General features: G+C 60.0%; 20 protein-coding genes. 4 read left to right on the top strand and 16 right to left on the bottom strand.

Going from position 1 to position 17,829, the window contains the following annotated elements:
* The first annotated feature begins 7 nt into the window (after positions 1-7).
* The 3 genes from N8H71_RS00720 to N8H71_RS00710 all read left to right on the top strand — a co-directional run bounded on the left by N8H71_RS00720 (position 8) and on the right by N8H71_RS00710 (position 1,810).
* Positions 8-892 carry a LysR family transcriptional regulator gene (locus N8H71_RS00720; protein ID WP_262192322.1) on the top strand — a complete coding sequence of 295 codons (885 nt, stop codon included), beginning with the start codon at positions 8-10 and terminating at the stop codon, positions 890-892.
* 112 nt (positions 893-1,004) lie between these two features.
* The gene (locus N8H71_RS00715) at positions 1,005-1,166 is read left to right on the top strand and encodes a hypothetical protein (protein WP_166673434.1); all 162 of its coding nucleotides are present in this window, start codon (positions 1,005-1,007) and stop codon (positions 1,164-1,166) included.
* A gap of 53 nt (positions 1,167-1,219) precedes the next feature.
* Positions 1,220-1,810 carry a helix-turn-helix domain-containing protein gene (locus N8H71_RS00710; RefSeq protein WP_162130482.1) on the top strand — a complete coding sequence of 197 codons (591 nt, stop codon included), beginning with the start codon at positions 1,220-1,222 and terminating at the stop codon, positions 1,808-1,810.
* A 66-nt stretch (positions 1,811-1,876) separates the two neighbouring features.
* Here N8H71_RS00710 and N8H71_RS00705 read toward each other — a convergent pair whose 3' ends face one another.
* On the bottom strand, positions 1,877-2,386 hold the full coding sequence (locus N8H71_RS00705) for a hypothetical protein (protein WP_262192321.1): 510 nt from the start codon (positions 2,384-2,386) through the stop codon (positions 1,877-1,879).
* A 390-nt stretch (positions 2,387-2,776) separates the two neighbouring features.
* On the opposite strand from N8H71_RS00705, the gene N8H71_RS00700 reads away from it, so the two are divergent.
* Positions 2,777-3,238, top strand: coding sequence for a DUF3574 domain-containing protein (locus tag N8H71_RS00700; protein WP_262192320.1), 462 nt, complete (start codon positions 2,777-2,779; stop codon positions 3,236-3,238).
* On the opposite strand, the gene N8H71_RS00695 is transcribed toward N8H71_RS00700, so the two are convergent.
* The 15 genes from N8H71_RS00695 to N8H71_RS00625 all read right to left on the bottom strand — a co-directional run bounded on the left by N8H71_RS00695 (position 3,235) and on the right by N8H71_RS00625 (position 17,829).
* Complete coding sequence (locus N8H71_RS00695; RefSeq protein WP_262192319.1) at positions 3,235-4,599, bottom strand: APC family permease; 1,365 nt, start codon at positions 4,597-4,599, stop codon at positions 3,235-3,237. The two genes, N8H71_RS00700 and N8H71_RS00695, sit on opposite strands and share 4 nt — an antisense overlap.
* Positions 4,600-4,641: 42 nt before the next feature.
* Positions 4,642-7,029 (bottom strand): TonB-dependent receptor plug domain-containing protein, encoded by a 2,388-nt coding sequence (locus N8H71_RS00690; RefSeq protein ID WP_262192318.1) that lies wholly within the window; start codon positions 7,027-7,029, stop codon positions 4,642-4,644.
* 388 nt (positions 7,030-7,417) lie between these two features.
* On the bottom strand, positions 7,418-8,083 hold the full coding sequence (locus N8H71_RS00685; RefSeq protein ID WP_262192317.1) for a sulfite oxidase-like oxidoreductase: 666 nt from the start codon (positions 8,081-8,083) through the stop codon (positions 7,418-7,420).
* A 143-nt stretch (positions 8,084-8,226) separates the two neighbouring features.
* Positions 8,227-9,282, bottom strand: a complete 1,056-nt coding sequence (locus tag N8H71_RS00680) for a substrate-binding domain-containing protein (protein ID WP_262192316.1) — start codon at positions 9,280-9,282, stop codon at positions 8,227-8,229.
* Positions 9,283-9,313: 31 nt separating this feature from the next.
* Positions 9,314-10,339, bottom strand: coding sequence for an ABC transporter permease (locus tag N8H71_RS00675; RefSeq protein ID WP_262192315.1), 1,026 nt, complete (start codon positions 10,337-10,339; stop codon positions 9,314-9,316).
* A complete protein-coding gene (locus N8H71_RS00670) occupies positions 10,332-11,888 on the bottom strand; it encodes a sugar ABC transporter ATP-binding protein (protein ID WP_262192314.1) in 1,557 nt (518 codons plus the stop codon). Before N8H71_RS00670 ends, N8H71_RS00675 begins: the two co-directional genes overlap by 8 nt.
* 8 nt (positions 11,889-11,896) lie before the next feature.
* On the bottom strand, positions 11,897-12,568 hold the full coding sequence (locus tag N8H71_RS00665; protein ID WP_279309486.1) for a methionine ABC transporter permease: 672 nt from the start codon (positions 12,566-12,568) through the stop codon (positions 11,897-11,899).
* Positions 12,565-13,365, bottom strand: a complete 801-nt coding sequence (locus N8H71_RS00660) for a methionine ABC transporter ATP-binding protein (RefSeq protein ID WP_262192313.1) — start codon at positions 13,363-13,365, stop codon at positions 12,565-12,567. The genes N8H71_RS00665 and N8H71_RS00660 overlap by 4 nt, the downstream gene beginning before the upstream one ends.
* Positions 13,362-14,171 carry a MetQ/NlpA family ABC transporter substrate-binding protein gene (locus tag N8H71_RS00655; protein ID WP_262192929.1) on the bottom strand — a complete coding sequence of 270 codons (810 nt, stop codon included), beginning with the start codon at positions 14,169-14,171 and terminating at the stop codon, positions 13,362-13,364. The genes N8H71_RS00660 and N8H71_RS00655 overlap by 4 nt, the downstream gene beginning before the upstream one ends.
* Before the next feature lie 43 nt (positions 14,172-14,214).
* The gene (locus tag N8H71_RS00650; protein ID WP_262192312.1) at positions 14,215-15,267 is read right to left on the bottom strand and encodes an isopenicillin N synthase family dioxygenase; all 1,053 of its coding nucleotides are present in this window, start codon (positions 15,265-15,267) and stop codon (positions 14,215-14,217) included.
* Between the two features lie 239 nt (positions 15,268-15,506).
* A complete protein-coding gene (locus N8H71_RS00645; RefSeq protein ID WP_262192311.1) occupies positions 15,507-15,974 on the bottom strand; it encodes a hypothetical protein in 468 nt (155 codons plus the stop codon).
* Between the two features lie 21 nt (positions 15,975-15,995).
* Positions 15,996-16,337, bottom strand: a complete 342-nt coding sequence (locus N8H71_RS00640) for an immunity protein Imm33 domain-containing protein (protein ID WP_431768296.1) — start codon at positions 16,335-16,337, stop codon at positions 15,996-15,998.
* A 52-nt stretch (positions 16,338-16,389) separates the two neighbouring features.
* Positions 16,390-16,902: a DUF4265 domain-containing protein gene (locus N8H71_RS00635; protein ID WP_279309484.1), complete on the bottom strand. Its 513-nt coding sequence runs from the start codon at positions 16,900-16,902 to the stop codon at positions 16,390-16,392.
* A gap of 49 nt (positions 16,903-16,951) precedes the next feature.
* Entirely contained in the window at positions 16,952-17,215 is a 264-nt protein-coding gene (locus N8H71_RS00630; protein ID WP_262192310.1) for a PAAR domain-containing protein, read from the bottom strand.
* A gap of 53 nt (positions 17,216-17,268) precedes the next feature.
* Positions 17,269-17,829: a hypothetical protein gene (locus N8H71_RS00625; protein WP_262192309.1), complete on the bottom strand. Its 561-nt coding sequence runs from the start codon at positions 17,827-17,829 to the stop codon at positions 17,269-17,271.

Genomic DNA, 17,829 nt, shown 5'->3' with positions numbered 1-17,829 from the left:
CCAACCCATGAGCCACCTCACGCACCTGCGAACCTTCCTCGAAGCCTACCGCGCCAAGTCGTTTTCCAAAGCTGCCGAGCATCTGGGCATCACCCAGCCGGCGGCTTCGATGCATGTCCAGGCTGTGGAAGCGCTGGTGGGCAAACCGCTGTTCCATCGACTGCCACGAGGCGTTGAACCGACTGAAGCCGCCGATGAGCTGGCCCGCTCGGTCGCACCTTACCTGGATGGTCTGGAAAACAAGATCGCCTCGCTGCGCCCCGGCCTGCTCAAGGGCGGCACGATTCATCTGGTCGGCCCTTCGGACTTCATTCACTCGCAAGTCGCCGCCCGCCTCGCACCGTTGATGGATGAAGGATTTTTGCTGCGTTTTCACACCGGCACGAGAAAGCGCATCTACGAGATGCTCGAATCAAAGCAGATCGATTTCGCAATCACCGCTTCCCTGCCCGACGAGCAGACCCATGGGTTCGCCCATCTGCTGACCGAACGCATGCTGCTGGTCTACGCGCCGAGCCTGCTTGATCGCTTGGGCCAACACCCGACGCAGGAGCAACTGACTCAAGTCCCGCTGATTGCCTTCGACGAAGACCTGGCGCTGGTGCGTCCGCTGTGGTCGTCGATGTTCCAGATCGCTCCGCAACTGCAAGCGGCGCTGACCATTCCGGACCTGCGGATCATCAAGGACCTCGCCATCGGCGGCCACGGCTGGACGGTTCTGCCGGATTATCAGTGTGCCGATGCGATTGCCGCTGGCCGCCTGATTTCCCCGACCGTACCGACTGAAGCGCCGGTCAACGTGCTGTATCTGGTGTGGCGCAAGAGCGCGCTGCAGAGTCCGAGCCGGGTGTATGTGCGGGATTTTCTGTTGAATGCATTCGCCCCGATGTGACAAACCAGAAAATAACCAAAAAGCATTAATAAATAAACAATCAGTATTTATCGTTATAAAAATCTCGGCGTACTCTCACCTCATCCCGTCATTGAACACAGTGAAGTGCGCCATGAAACCGACTGACAACCTGATCGACTTCGCCGTCTACCGCAAACGCCGCCACGCCCAGCAACAGGCCCGGCTGATGTGGGAAATGTATGCGCGCAATGCCGGTTATCAGGCTTACCAGTGGGTGCAGGCCGCTCGTTCCGGCGAGACGCGTCAAGCGTGAACGCCCGTGAACCCTCGCGCTTTCTGGCGAGCGCCGACGAACCTGTGCTGGACCTGAACAACCTCGACTCCCTGGAAGAAGACCCGATCTGTGAACGCGTCGCGCAGAACCTGCAACGCCTGCGCGGCAAGCGGCATCTGTCGCTTGATGCCCTCGCCCGCCAGTGCGGCGTGAGCCGGGCGATGCTGGCACAGATCGAATCCGGGCGCAGCGTGCCGTCGATCAAGGTGCTGTGCAAAATCGCCAAGGGTTTGAAGGTGTCGGTGGCGGCATTTCTTGAACACCGCGCGTTTGAAGGCGTGGCCGTGTTGTCGGCGAGCCAGAGCAAGCGGCTGGTCAGCGCGAGTGGCGCCTTTGTCAGCCGCGCGCTGTTTCCATTTGATGTAGCGCGCCAGTCGGAATTCTATGAACTGCGCCTGAGCCCGCTGGGCGAGGATCAATCCGAGGGGCATGGTCCAGGCGTGCAGGAAAATCTGGTGGTGGCCCAGGGCGTGCTGGAGATCAGCGTCAACGACGAGCGCTATCTGTTGTCGACGGGTGATTCGATCCTGTTCTACGCCGACCAGCCCCACCGTTATCGCAACCCCGCCGACAGTGAAGCGGTGGCGTATCTGGTAGTGACCTACCCCGAACGCCTGGACTGATAAACAGACAGACAACAAAAAGCCCGACCGGGAATTTCCCGGTCGGGCTTTTTCATGCCTGAAGAATCAGCAGGTGCAGCACATCATCGGCATGCCGTTGCAGCTCATCATCATCGGCATGCTGCAGTCGTTCATCATCTTCATCATCAGGGCGCAGCAGTTCTTCATCATGTCCATGTTCATGCCCGGCATCGGCATGATTTTGCACATCATGCAGTCGGCCATCATCGTGCATTCCATCACGCACTTCATCGATGGCATCGGCATGCCCATAATCGGCATCGGCATCATCATGTTCATCATCGGCATGGCCATGGCCGCCGGGGACATGCACATCATGCTCATGTTGCCGCAATGCATCATCATCGGCATGCCGCAGTCCATCATCATCTGCATCATTTCAGCGCTGTTCTTGAACATGGCCATGTCCATGCCAGCGGCCGGCATCATCTTGCACATCATGCCGTCGTCCATCATGTCGCAGCTCATGGTCGCCATCATCATCGGCATGCCCGTCATCGGCATCATCGGCATGTTGGCGTTCATCGGCATTTGCATCTGCATGGCGTTCATCATGGTGTAGCTCCCTGAGGATTAAGAACTGGATGAGAAGTTGATGGGGCGGATTCTAAGGATCGGGAAATCCGCAACAAGCTGTCCATCGAGCAGCAAAAACTGCTGTTCAAACGCTTCAAGTGCAGCGTTCCGTGCGACTTGAACCGCTGCAGCAGCATATTAGACGCAATGACAGATCCGCCAAATGCGCTAGCAGGTTTTTAAATGTCATGGATATTCGATCCAACACCAAGCAAATAACTTAAAGAAATAATCGTTCTAACCAGCGGGCATTATTTTCACTTTGTTTGCTTATTCCATTAGTTCAGCGACGATCCACTTTTTAATCTTTTATTGCTATTAACCGTCCCCTCTATAATTCGGGACAGTTCTTAACAATAAGGAAGTTCCATGCCGCAACGTTTTCTACTGGCCGCACTGTTCCTGGCGGTCGCCGGGTGTGCCAGCCCTCCTCCGGTTTCCGTGCATACCAAAGATCCCGTCAGTTCGACCCTGCAAGGCGATGCCACACGACCGGCGCAAGCGCAGTGGGTACGCACCGAGTTGTACTTCTCGGTGGGGCCGCTGGAAGGCAAGGAAGGTGTGGTGAGCCCGGCGCGCTGGCGCGAGTTTCTCGATCAGGAAGTGACGACGCGGTTCCCGGACGGGTTCAGCGTGTTCGATGCCTATGGGCAGTGGAAGGACCACGACGCGAAAGTGCCCGAGCGACTGGCGACCAAGGTGATTGTGATCCTGCACGAAAGCAGCCCGAAGCGTGAGCGTGACATCGAGGCGATTCGCCTGGCGTACAAGCGCATCACGGGGGATTTGTCGGTATTGCGGTTGTCGCAGCCGGCAGCGGTGTCCTTCTAATCGGCAGCCCGTTGCTGAGCCTGCCGAGGTGTCGACACCAGGCGGCTCAACCCGGCCAGCAACAACGCGCCAACCACCAACACCCCGATCCCCAAAAACGCCCCCAACCCCACTACTGTCACGCTGGAATACAGCATGTACACGCATAGCCCAAAAAACAGCAGCGGCAACAGCGGATAAAACGGCACCCTGACCGGCCGGGGCACCTCGGGGAAACGCCTGCGCAGGATAATCAACGCGAGGCTGCTCAGACTCAGGAACAGCCAGTACACCGGCGTCAGGTACTCGACCATGGTGTTGAAACCACTCTGGGTAAAACTGCCGAACAGCACCAGCAACAACGCCACCGCTCCCTCCGCCAGCAACGCCTTGCGGGGTACGCCGTCGCGCTCATCCCATTCACCGAAGCGTCGCAACTGCGGCACATCGCGGGCGGCGGCGTAGGTGGTGCGGGCGCCGACCAGCAAGGTCGAATTGATGGTGGCGATGGCCGCGATGCCAACCATCAACAGAATCAGCAGCACGCCGGGTGCACCGAAAGCGCGGTTCAACAATTCCACCGCCGGCGCGTTGCTTGCCGCCAGGCCGTCGAATCCAAGCCCTTGGACGAACGCCCAGTTCAGCGCCAGATAGATCACCATCAACACCGTCAGTGCACCAAGCATGGCGATGAAAATGCCGCGTCGACCGTCGCGCACCTCCGCCGATAACGTCGCCGCATCGCTCCAGCCGCCGAAGGCCAGAAACACGAAGATCATCGCCGCAGAAAACCCTGCCGCGCTGGTGTGTTCGGGCATCACCGGATCACTGGGCAGCGTCGGTTCGATCCCTTGCCACGCCAGCCAGACCCCGGCGCTGGCAATGCTCAGAAACCCGAGAGCAAGCAGCCCGACCAGCACAGTCTGAGTAATGAAACCAATGTGCTTGCCCGTCAGATTCAGCAGCACCAACGCGGCAATGATCGCACCGGCAAACACCCCCGACCCGTAATGCCCCAACGGCACGACCGCGTTGAAGTAGTCGGCAAACATGAACGCCGACAACACGATCCACCCGGTGTGCATCACCGAGAATCGCGACCAGGCAAACAGGAACCCCATGCGCTCGCCGTAAGCGGTGCGCAGGAAATGATAGTCACCGCCCGGATGCGGGAACGCGGTGGCCATCTCGGCAAAGCACAAGGCCCCGGCCATCGACGCCAGTGCGCCGAGCACCCAGACCCAATAGAAATGTTCCGGCCCGACGTTCAAGGCAACGGTCGGCGCGGTTTTGAGAATGTCGGTGGTGATGACCATGCCCAGCGTGATCAGCAATGCCTGGAACACCGGCAGGTGCCGCTTGGGGCCATTGGTTTGAGTCATGAAGGTTCCCGCTGATGATCCGCCATCCATGGCGGAAAAGACTCAGAAGCCGTAAGTGGCGGTGGCGTAGTAGTAAGCGCCGTTGGTGCCGATCGGCGACAGCACGTCGTACGGCAGGTTGCCGCCGTAGTTGATGGCCGAGCCCGAGCGTTCCGGGTAGTTGTCGGTCAGATTGTTGCCGCCCAGGGCGATGCTGAATTTCGGGGTGAATTTGTAGGTCACCTCGGCGTCCAGTTGCCACACCGCGCCGTAGGTTTGCTCAGGCTGCGAGTCGCCGAAATCGAACACCCGAGTGGTCTCGCCCTGGCGGGTCAGACGCCCGAGCAGGCCCCAGTGTTCGCTGGTCCAGTTGGCGGAAAACACAAAGCGATCCTTGGGCGCGGCGTCGGTGAGGGTGTTGCGTTCCTCGACGCCGACCAGCGCGTCATTGCCGATCCCTAAGGCGGTCAGCTGCGACGGCGTGCCCTTGGTGCTGGTGACCTTGGTGTGGTTGTAGGTGTACGCGGTGGTCAGGCCCAGTTGCCCGTCGTAGAACGGCTGATGGTAGTTGAGCACCAGTTCGGCGCCGTCGGTGCTGGTGTCGGCAGCGTTGGTGAAGAAGTTGACGTCATGGACGCCCGGCACGCCGAAGTTGTCGTTGATGTAGCTTTCCAGCGCGTCGCTGCCGATTCGCTGCGACAGGGTGATGCGGTCTTTGACGTCGATGCGGAACACATCGAGCGACGCATCGAAGCGTTCGTTCAACTGGAACGTCAGGCCGAGGCTGAAGTTCTTCGAGGTTTCCGGATCAAGCTTTTCCGCGCCCAAGGCACGGGCAATCGGATCGTTGACCGACAGCACGCGGATATCGGTGAGCGTGCCGCCGTCGCCGAAGTTGCTGGTGGTGTTCTGGAAACCGCTCTGGGCCAGCGATGGCGCGCGGAAGTTGTTCGACACCGCACCGCGCAACGCCCATTGATCGGTCAACTTGTAGCGACCACTGAGCTTGCCGGTGAGTTTGCTGCCGGCGTCGTCGTAATGTTCCCAGCGCGTGGCGGCGTCGACGAAGAAACGGTCGGTGAGATCACCGGACAATTCGGCGTAGGTGCCGAACACGTTGCGATCCAGATCCGACTCTTCACTCGGGCGCAGACCGTTGGCGCCATCGGCCCCGGAACCGATGTAGGAGGCCTCGTCCCCGGCAAACGTCAGGTAGTTTTCGTAGCGATATTCACCGCCCACCGCCAGTACGAACGAGCGGCCGCCGAGGCGTAATTCGCGGCTGAAATCCAGGTTGGTGGTGGTCTGGCGCAACTCATAATCGCCAGTATCGAAGCGGGTCGGCGAGTCTGCGCCGAGGCTGACGTTGAGGGTGCGACGGGTCGCCGATTCGAAGCGGTTGCGACCGTGGGTCACGCTGCTGTCGAAATCCCAGTCGTCGCCGATCAGGCCTTTGTAGCCGGCGGTGGCGGAGATGTCGGTGTTGTCGCCCAGCGATTGCGGCAAGTAGCCGTTGGGGTAGAACTGCGGCTGCTCGGACGGGTAGCGATAGAACTCGGCGCCGGTGGTGCGACGTTCGTTGTAGGTGCCGAAGCTGTAGGCCTTGCCGCCGGCCAGCGGCAATTCGCCGTTGAACCAGGCGTTGACGTCCCGCGCCACGCCGTCGCCCATTACGTAGTTGCGCTGGCCCGGGGTGTCGGCGAAACCGTCGTACCCGGCGCGGTTGGTCGGGTTGCGATCCTTGTACTCGGTACCGCCGCGAATGAACCCGCCCTCCTCACCCAGCCGCGTGCCGATCTTGGCCGTGGTCACGCTGTTCTGGCCGTCGGTGGTGGTTTTGCCGATGGCGTCCTGGTGGGTGTGGTAGGCGCCGTAGCTGGTGGAGACTTCGCCGCCGTCGGGGGCGTCGTCGAGGATGATGTTGATCACCCCGGCAATCGCGTCCGAGCCGTACTGCGCGCCGGCGCCGTCGCGCAGTACTTCGATGCGTTTGATCGCGCTGATCGGGATCGAGTTGAAGTCCACCGGTGCCGTGCCGCGACCGATTTTCGACGAGTCGTTGACCACCGCCGAGGTGTGACGGCGCTTGCCGTTGACCAGCACCAGCACCTGATCCGGACTCATGCCGCGCAGCTGCGCGGCACGCACGTGGTCGGCGCCGCCGGAGTTGGACTGGCGCGGAAAACTGAACGACGGCAACAGCGTCTGCAACGCCTGGCCCAGCTCGCCGCCACTGGCACCGGCGGTCTTCAGGTCCTCGGCGCTCAGCACATCCACCGGCACCGGCGAATCCAGCACCGTGCGTGCGGTGCCCCGGGTACCGGTGACCAGCACGGTACCCAGCCGTGTGTCATCGTCGACGCGCGCGGAAGTCTCTTCAGCTTGCGCAGGAAGTTGCCAGATTGCACTGACAACAGCGATGGCGAGTAATGAACGCGAACGGTGAATCATGCGACAGCTCCTTGAATCGCAGTTAATAACCGGCCGCTGCCGAATCATGAAGTGTCGGCAATCAGTGCACGGCAATTTTTGCTGTAGTTTTGATATTCGGAAAGGCAGCGAAGTGCGTTGAGCAACTATCGACTGTTAGAGCGCAAGAACCCCAAAGTTAGTAGAACCCCCTGTTTACCGATCCTAGACGAGCGGTCACTTGCCGCAAAAGAACCAATAACGCTTAGGTTATGCCCGACAAACGGAGTGTTGCCCGAGCAACACTTGTGTTGACTAAACAACATTAACACTCAACTAACCAATAACTAACCACGCACAAAAACGCACTCCACGTTGTTGTAGAGAGCGTTATTAATCTGTGTTTTTTTCGGTGCGAAGTTAGATGCCGTCAGTCGAAGTCCTTTTCCCGCCAGGCATCTTCGGCAATGTCCAGCGCATCGCCGCTGAAACGCTGTTCAATGAATGGATCGGCGTGCAAGTGAAAGCCGTTGCGCTCCCAGAATCCCGGTTGTTCCTGATCGGTGAATTCGAGCCCGCGCAGCCATTTCGCGCTCTTCCAGAAGTACCGCCCCGCCACCACCAGACGCAGCGGCCAGCCATGCTGCGCGGTCAGCGGCTGACCGTCGTAATGGGTGGCCAGCAGGCTGTCCGGGTGCAGCAGGTCTTCGAGATGCAGGTTGGTCTGGTAATCGTGATCGGCGTGGGCCATGACGAAGGACGACGTCGGCCGGATGTCCAGGGCCTGCAACAAGTCTTGCAGGTGCACGCCGCTCCAGCGGGTGTCGAACTTCGACCAGCGTGTCACGCAATGAATGTCGCATTGCAACTGGCGTTGCGGCAGCGCTTGCAGATCGGCGTAGGTCAGCTCGACCGGGTTGGCCAAGGTGCCGAACAGGCGCAACGACCACGTCGCCAGGTCATAGGCCGGCACCTCGCCTTCGTGCAGGATCGGGAAACGCTCCGTCAGCACCTGCCCCGGCGGCAGCCGTTCGCCCAGCGCCACATCGGCTTTCGGCGAACGGCTCTTGCGCAGACGCGCAGCCTTGTTGTGCATCGTTACTCCTCAAATTGAACAACGACCCTGTGGGAGCGAGCTTGCTCCGGGCGGCGATCCGACGAAAGCGGTGGGACCACCAGCGAAGATGCTGGATTGGACGGCCCCTTCGCGAGCAAGCTCGCTCCCACAGTTTTTGAATTTCAGTTCGCCACGGGAATCCACGGTGCCCGCGCGACATTGGCGGTGTCACCGAAGGCTGGCAGTTTCTGCCCCAGGTCCCGTACGTTTTTCACGTCCAGATCCAGCAGTTGTTGACGGGTGATCAGGGTCGGTGGCACCAGCACCCGATGCCCCGGATTTTCCCCGGCGATCAACATCGCCAGGCTGCGCACGCTGATCGCCCCGGCGACTTGCGGATTGACCGCAGCGGTGGCGGCCCAGGCGCTGTCCGGTTCTTTCATGATCTGGATATCGGCGGTGGAAATGTCGGCGCTGTAGATCTTCACCTTGCGGCTCAGACCGGCCTCGTCCACGGCGATCTTCGCGCCTTTGGCGAACTCGTCGAACGGCGCGAAGATCACGCTGATCCCCGGATTGGCCCGCAGCACGGCACTGGCCTGATCGGCCACCGAGTTGGCAATCGGCGGGTTGAGCGTGCCGAAGCGCGCCTTCTCGACGATCCCCGGATTGCTCGCCTTGACCTGGCTCCAGATCTCGTCGCGGCGCTCCATCGGCGTGAAGCCGCTGATGTAGACGTACCCGGCGTCGAAACGGGTGCCGTTGTCCTTCACCGCTTGATCGAGTGCCAGCCGCGCCAGTGCGTGGTGATCCTGCTCGACCTGAGTCACCTGCGGCGTGTTCAGATCGACGTCGAAGGCGACGACCTTGATGCCTTTGGCGAGCGCCCGATCAATCGGCCCCTTGAGGGTTTCCGCGAGACCCAATTGCACGATGATCCCGTCGACACCGAGGTCGGCGGCCTGATCGATCATCTCGCCCTGGCTCGCCGCCTGTTGCCGCGCGTCGAACACCCGCAGATTGGCGCCCAGCGCTTCGGTCTGTTTTTCCACGCCGCGCAGATAGGCTTCAGGGAAATCCCCGGAAAACAGATAGCCGACCAGTGCGATCTGTACCTGACCTTTATCGAACGGCGCCGGTGCGCCGGGCAAGGCCTTGGCCTGCGCATTGAGGGCCAGCGCCGAGAGCAACGCCCCGGCGAGGCAATGACGTGCAAACTGCTTGATTGAACCGTGCATGGATCTTTCCTTGAAGCATCAATAAAACGGCTCAGCGCGCCCGATGCGCGAGGCCGAAGGTGAACATCAGGGCCAGCACCAGCACCAGTCCCTTGACGAAATCCTGCGCGTAATACGGCGCGTTGAGCATGGTCAGGCCGTTGAGCAACGAAGCCACCAGCAACGCGCCGACCAGCGTGCCGAACGCGTTGGGCTTCTTCGCCCCGAGCACGGCAAAACCGATCAGCGCAGCGCCCAGCGCATCGAGCACCAGACCGTTGCCGGAGCTGACATCGCCGCGCCCCAACCGCGCCGCCAACAACAATCCGCCCAGCGATGCCAACAACGCCGACAGCACATAAGCGAGCAGTTTGAAGCGCTGCACCGGCGCACCGGCCAGACGCGCCGCCTGTTCGTTGCCGCCAATCGCATAGAACAACCGGCCGATGCGCGTGCGTTCGAGAAACAGCCACACCACCACCGCGACCACTGCCGTGATCAACACCGGAACCGGCATGATGTCCCACAACCGTCCACGGCCCAGCGCCAGAAACAGCGCACTGAACGAACCCTCGGCTTCATCGCCGTTGGGCAGGGTCATGCCCACCGCAATTGAACGACCGCCCGTGGGAATAAGTTGCACGCCGATCACCAGGAACATGCTGCCGAGCGTGGCGAGAATGTCCGGCACGCGCATCTTCACGATCAGCCAGCCGTTGAGCAGCCCGACCAGCGCGCCACCCGCGAGACTGATCAGCACCGCCGGCACCGCGCCCCAACCGAGCACCACCATCACGTAACTGGCGATCATCAGGCTCATGGCCGCCACCGCGCCAATCGACAGATCCAACCCGCCGACAGCCATGGTCAGCGTCACGCCCAACGCCAGCAGCGCGACAATCGATACCGACTGCAGAATGCTGAACAGATTGCCAACGCGCAGGAACGCCGGTTCCGCCACACTGAAAAACACCACGATCAACGCCAGCACCCACAACAGGCCGTAGCGGATCAACGCTTGCACGAAGCGCTCGGACGGCGCCGGGGCGGATGACAACAGGGAACTCGAATCAGGCACTCGCTCTACTCCTTGGCGCGGCTTGAACAACAGAATTTTGCGGATCGCTGCCGGCCAGCGCGGCGACCAGGGTGGCGCGATCCAGCCCGGCACGCGGGTACTCGGCCACCACGGCGTGATCGCGTACCAGCAGAATCCTGTCGGCGATCTCCAGCGCTTCATCGACGTCCGAGCAGATCACCAGCGTGGCGCGGCCAGCAGCGCTGTCGCGCAGCAGTTGGCCAATCTCGCGCCGGGCACGCACATCGACGCCCTGAAACGGCTCGTCGAGGATCAGCACCCGGCCTTCACCGAGCAACCAGCGACCGAGCACGACTTTTTGCTGATTGCCGCCGGACAACGCGCTCATCGGCACATCGATGCCGGCGGTCTTGATCCCCAGCGCTGCGACTTGCGCCTCGACCGCCGCCGCTTCGGCACGGTTGCGGATGAAACCGCCACGGGTGAAGCGTTCGAGAAACGGCAAGGTCAGGGTTCGCCGCAATGAAAAATCCGGCACTAGCGATTGGCTCGCACGATCCTCGGCGGCGAAGAACACACCGCTTTGAATTGCCTGGAGTGGCGAGCCCGGTTGCCAGTCGGTGCCGTCCAGTTGCAGAGAGCCGGACACCGGTTTGCGCAGACCGAACAGCACTTCGGCGATCTCGCTTTTGCCGGCGCCGAGCAATCCGGTCAGCACCACCACTTCGTTTTCGTGCAGGGTCAGATCAAAAGCCTGGGTGCGCGGCAGGATTTTCACGTCGCGCAGTTTCAGCACTTCGCGCCCCGCCGCTCGCGGCGTGTAGACGTGAGCTTCCAGCGCCTGACCAAGCATTGCTTCCAATGCCTCGGGCAATTGCCGGGCACTGAACTCACCGGCCAGTTGTCCGTCACGCAACACCACGGCGCGGTCGGCCACTCGTTGCAGATCGGACAGCCGATGAGAGATGTACAGAATCGCCACGCCACGGCTACGCAAGGTGTCGATCAGACCGAACAGGCGCTGCGCCTCGGTATCCGACAAGGCTGCCGTGGGCTCGTCGAGAATCAGCAGTCGCGGTTGCAGGGCAAAGGCGCGGGCCAGCACCACCAGTTGCCGTTCGGCCTGGCCGAGGTGTTCGATCGGCTGCTCCAGCGGCAGCACCAGCCCGAGGCCGGCAGCGATGCTCGCGGCGCGCTCCAGCAGGCGTTTGCGATTGAGCCAGAAGTCCGCATCGGGGCGGCACAGTTCATCGAGCAGCAGGTTTTCCGCCACGCTCAATCCGGGCGCGATGCCTTCGTTGATCTGCTGATGAACCGCGACGATGCCGAAGCGGCGCGCCGACAGCGGTGAACTGAAGTGCCGGGGCTGTCCATCGATCCAGATCTCGCCGCCATCGTGGGATTGGCTGCCGGCGAGGATCTTCACCAGCGTCGACTTGCCCGCACCGTTGGCGCCGAGCAGCGCGACCACTTCGGCGGGAAAAATATCCAGGCTGACCCGGTCCAGCGCCCGGTTCGAGCCAAAGGTCTTGCTCAGTTCACGTACACGAATCAGTGGTTCGGAGACCACGGCGACAGGCGCACCCATAAAATTCCTTAACGTCGATGAGCCAGCAAACGCACCAGTCGATCGCCCAGGCTTTGCACGCCCTGGACGAGGATGACCAACACCACGACGGTGGCGACCATCACTTCATTGTTGAACCGTTGATAGCCGTAACGGATTGCCAGATCGCCCAGCCCGCCGCCACCGATGACCCCGGCCATGGAAGAAAAACCGATCAGCATCACCAGCGTCAGGGTGATCCCCGCCAGCAAAGCCGGCAGCGCTTCGGGCAACAGCACTTTGAAAATCACGTGGCGGATGTCACCGCCCATGGCGAGGATCGCTTCGATCCGGCCCTTTTCGACTTCGTCGAGGGCGTTCTCGACGATCCGCGCAAAAAACGGAAAGGCGCCGATGGTGATCGGCACCACGGCGGCGGTGCTGCCCAGGGTGGTGCCGACCACCAGCCGGGTCAGCGGAATCAGGGCAATCAGCATCACCACGAACGGCAGCGAACGCCCCAGATTGATGATCGCGCCCAAGGCTTGATTGAGCCTCGGCAACGGGTACAGGCCCTGCCGCCGACTGATGAACAGCAACACCCCCAGCGGCAAACCGATCAGCAAGGTGAACAGCCCGGCGAGCAGCACCATGTACAGGGTTTCGCCGGTGGCGTTGAGCACCAGTTGCAGGATTTCATTCCAGTCGATCACGCGGTTCATGAGTGGGCCGCCCGTACGCCGTATTGCCGCAGAAAACTCAAACCGGGCGCGTCATGCCCCAGCGGCAAGCCGCAACTGGGTCGCAGTGAAGCGCCAAGGGCCGACTGCGGATCGGCGAGCAATCGAGCGACCGGCCCCGCCTCCACCAGTTTTCCATTGGCCATGGACGCGGCGTGATCGCAGATCGACTTGACCACGTCCAGCTCGTGGGTGATCAGGACGATGGTCAAACCGAGCTGGCGGTTGATGTCACGCAACAGCTCCAGAATCGATGCAGTGGTTTCCGGGTCGAGGGCGCTGGTGGCTTCGTCCGACAGCAGATACGCCGGACGCGCCGCCAAGGCCCGGGCGATCCCCACCCGCTGCTTCTGTCCGCCGGACAGTTGCGATGGAAAGGCTTCGGCCTTGTCGCCCAGCCCCACCAGATCCAGCAGTTCCCGAACCCGTTCGTGGCGCTGTGGTTTGGCGACTTTGGCGATTTCCAGCGGCACCGCGACGTTGTCGAACACGTTGCGCGAATGCAGCAGATTGAAGCCCTGGAAGATCATGCCGATGCGCTGACGCTGGCGGCGCAACTCACGGTCGGACAGCGCCGTGAGGTCTTCGCCGTCCAGCAGAATCCGCCCGGTATCCGGGCGCTCGAGCAGATTGAGGCAACGCAGCAACGTCGATTTACCCGCGCCACTGCGCCCGAGAATTCCGTAAATCGCGCCATCGGAAATGCTCAGCGACACCTGATCCAGCGCCGGGGTCGACGCTGACGGATAGGTCTTGCTCAACTGCTCGACGACGATCATGGCTTGGCATCCGCCACCGGGATCACCGAGCCTTTGAAGTTCTCGGCGATGTATTTGGCGACTTGCGGCGAGGTCAGGTCCTTGGCCAGTTGCTGGATGCGCGGATCGTTTTCCAGTTTCGGCGTGGTCACCAGAATGTTGGCGTACGGGTTGTGTTCGGCCTTCTCCAGCCCCAGCGCATCCTTGGCCGGCACCAACCCGGCTTCCAGCGCGTAGTTGCCGTTGATCACCGCCAGGTCCACGTCGTCCAGCGCGCGGGGCAGTTGCGGCGATTCGATTTCCAGGATCTTCAGGTGTTTCGGGTTTTCGGCGATGTCCTTCGGTGTCGCCTGATCGGCCGCCGGATCATTGAAGCCGGGCTTGAGTTTGATCAGGCCGTTGTCCTGCAACAGGTACAGCGCGCGGCTCAGGTTGGTGACGTTGTTCGGCACGGCGACCGTGCCTTTGTCCGGCACCTGGGCGAAGGTTTTGTGGCGATGGGAATAGATCCCCAGCGGTTCGATGTGCACCATGGCGGCCACCGCGAGTTTTTCGCCGAGGGCCTTTTCCTGGGATTGCAGGTACGGCAGATGCTGGAAGTAGTTGGCGTCCACATCGCCGTGCACCAGCAGTTCGTTGGAGTTCACGCCCTGCGGGATTTCGATCACCTTGAGGTTGAGCTGTGGATCGAGTTTCTGGATGTACGCCAGAATCTGCGCGTGGGGCACCGGGTCGGCGGCAACGCGCAATGGCTCCAGCGCCTGAGCACTGAACGAAGTCACCAGCGCGCCGAGAACGGCCAGGGTCAGGCCTGCTTTTTTCAACACTGTTTTTTTCAACATGGGAAAGCGACCTTTTGCGAGTGATGGATCAGGCGTTGGCGGTCTTGCGAAGCGGTGTCGGGGTGCTCGACGCATCGGCATAAAAGCGCTGCGCGACATCGGGATGGGAGCGCAGTCGGCCCTTGAGATAATTCCAGCCAACATCGCGAAACAGCGGATTGAGCGGATCACTCGCCGGGCCCCGCGCCTCACGCAACAGCGCCGTCGGCAAGGGGTACAGCGGCACCACCGCATCCAGTTGCGCGCCGAGGAAAAACGCGATGGACAAGCGCTCGCTGCCCACCGGTGGCGACACCACTCGATGCACCGTGGCACGCAGATAACCGTTGGTGGCCAGCTCCAGCAGCTCGCCGATATTCACTACCAGCGTATTGTCCCGAGGCAGCGCATCGATCCAGCGCCCGTCTTCGATCTCCACTTGCAAACCGGCCTGCCGGTCTTGCAGCAGGAAGCTGAGAAAACCCGAATCCTTGTGCGCGCCGACGCCCTGATTGCTCGCTGTCGAGGCTTGCCCCGGATAGCGCATCAGCTTGATGTGTTCGTTGGGTTTATCGCCGTACAACCGGTCAAAAGCGTCTTCCGGTAGCGACAATGACTGGGCGAATGCGCGCAACAGGCGCAGCGACATTTGGGTCATCGCCTGCTGCCAGTCGAGCAGCAGCGGCTTGAGTTGCGGCAACGCTTCGGGCCATTGATTCGGCCCTTGCAGCCGCGCCCACAACGGACTGTCGGCGTTCAACGGCAAGACGTCGCGCTCGGCGCCCAGATCGAACTGTTCACGTTGATCGGGTTGGCCACGGGTGATCTCCGAGGCGGCGCGGTTGTAGCCACGAAAATGCGGCGAATTGATCATGCCGACGGCGTTTTTCTCGCTGTCAGGCAAGGCGAAGAACTGGCGCGCGTAGTCCTGCACTTGTTTGAGCAGGCTGGTGTCGATGCCATGGCCGGTCAGGTAGAAAAAGCCCACATCGCGGGCGGCGTGACGCAAGTCATCGAGAAAGGCCTGGCGTTGCGACGGCGTACCGTCGAGCAGGGACAGGTCGAGGATGGGTAATGCGGTGATATCTGAGGTGTGCGGCATGATTCACTCCCGTGTGAATCAAACCTGAAGAGTCCGTGATCGATTCAGCGTGTGCCGTCATGGCAATCGGGAGGTCTATCGGTTTGATGCTTTTGATTCGTCTATGAAACAAAACTAAACGATATTAAAAACACCGAACAAATATCTTTTTTGCATTAGCTTAGTTCTGTCTTTCGAAGGGGCTCCACTGACCTCAGGACCGATCGCGGCAATCGCGTCGATCCTGAAGCAGCTGACTACTACAGACCGACTCGCTTCAACCCTTCGCGCATGCCCTGATCCGCCTGTTCGCACCATTGTTTGAGTGTGAGGTTCGGCGGCAGGTTGCTTTCCAGGCTCTTGTATTCCCCATCCGTGAACACTTCGCCTTTACGGCCAGACTGTTCGCTCTTGTCGCCGTCACGCTTGTCGAAATCGCCAGGCATGTTGCCCACGAATGCGACCATCTTGTTGGCGTTCTCGGTGCTGTCCGCTTTCAGGAATCCCTTGTCGACACAGCTTTTGATCAGGCCGGACATATTGCGGCCGTTGTCGTATATCCCTTTCAGGGTGGCGGCGTCCTGCCCTTCGGCGTGGGCGAGACTGCAAGTGCCAAAAGCTGCGGCCATGGCGAGAATCAAAGAAGCGGTCTTCATATTTATTCCTTTAAATGTTGGAGGGTTTTGAACTCGGTTTTGGTTGTCGTCAAAGCGGATTGCATCTTTCATCTTGTCACTCCTTTGACCAGGTCACTCCTCCATCCAGACGTCTTCGTACCCTTGGGTATCGATGATGAATTTTGCCCCCGTGGGCAAACACAGATAATTCATCACCAGCGGAAGCATTTCGGGTAAGTGTTCAATACAAACCGGCTGGAAAAAATCAATTGCCGCTGAATGCGTGCCGCCGTGGATGAACCAGCTGACATTCCCCCCATCCGGCAAACGAACGCGTGTGCCATAAATGGGTGTGTTTCCTAGCGACTCAATGGCGATAGCGACCATTTCCTCGGGAGGAAGCACAGACATCCCGTATTTCTCACAGATCGCGTTCTGCGCAGCACTGGGACAAACCCGCTCATGTTTGCTCACAGCTACTCCTTGTTTATTGATCCGATTCGACTCGATTGTGGACTCAGGGTCATCAGCCTTCGAGCCACCAGTTCAACAGCGTCTCGTCATCATCGTCATCCAGGTTCTGATAGATGTTGGCGTAATACCATTGAATCCCGGTTCTATCGCGAAATCGGTCAAAAACCTCGTTGATCTTGTTCATCCCGTTGCTCGCTGGAACAGCCAACGAAAGATTGCCCTCAAACACACCGTCCAGCGTTCCACCCAGTTCACACCGGACATCGCCTTCCAGCTCGGCGATATTCGCAGCAGGAATGGAGTCGGCGTAGATGTGAATGCAAAAGTTGCCACCTCGTTCAAGCACTACCGCATGGGTGTTTTTGTTTTCGATTGAGATGACGTCTCCACGGGCCATATTCAGCGCCAGCCCGGGCGAGGACAGCAGTTCATAGGCTGTCGTGCCTAAATGACGAGCCGGGAGTTCCTCGTATACCGGGCCATCAGAGCTATTACCTGCAAATACGTGAATATGAACAGGACTGGTTTTATTAACTATTCGATAGCCCAGTTTTGCGTCTTTCATATTGATATCAACCCGAGCCAGACAAGATTCCTTATCGAAATTCAGTGATTCAACTGACAACCGCCCCTTTCGGGCCGCTGGAAATCAGCGCGGCACCACAGGCAGTTTTCATACCGTCGAGCGCGATGGGCACCCCATCGACGGTATAGGTGTTGCTGCCCTCGGCAATCGGGAAAATCCCCTTGCACAATGGGCAACTGACCTTGTGACCGACTCCGGCTATAGGCTTGCCATTGAGGTCGGTGCGGGAGAAGGCTTCGAGGACTTTGCCACCGTGGGTGGTGGAGTCGCCGAGGCGGATTGCATCTTTCATGCGGTACTCCTCTGAGTTGTGGATTGGCGACTCGCCGACTGACGATCACAGAATCACACCACTTCTATCTCATTCGAAAAATCGAACCCCTTCAGTCCAGATTGCTCTACCTGTTCCTTGAACCGTTCCGTCACAAAGATGCGCTTGATGTCTTCCTCAATCACGAACATGTTTCGCTCGGGCAGGTGTTGAGCGACGAGAACCGCTTTTTCGACTAATAGCCCGTTGGGATATTCCCGGTACTTTGATCGCTCCATGTCCAGGCATTTTTTTACCGGATCGATCGGGAAGTAGCCGGAAAACGATTTGCGCTTGCTCTCGGTAATGACGGGCAAAAACTGCCCATGCTCAGCCAGAAAGTGTTCGGAGAGAGCCTCGACGGCATCCTCGCTGAAGATGACAAACGGGAACAATGCGCAACTGACATCAAACTGGAAGTTCTTCTTGCCGCTGTCGCTGGCAGTCAAGATCAGTCTGACAGGCTCGATACTCTCATCGAACGGTTTCCACTGCTGCGCCATGGCACGGCTGATAATGCTTTGCTGGTCGGCCGGGTAATCTTCAATAAATGAAGAATAGTCTCGGGTGTTCGATTTCAAGGTGAAGATTTTCAT

Source organism: Pseudomonas koreensis (assembly GCF_025447595.1).
Taxonomy (GTDB): domain Bacteria; phylum Pseudomonadota; class Gammaproteobacteria; order Pseudomonadales; family Pseudomonadaceae; genus Aquipseudomonas; species Aquipseudomonas koreensis_H.
This window is presented reverse-complemented; position numbering and strand designations above follow the sequence as displayed.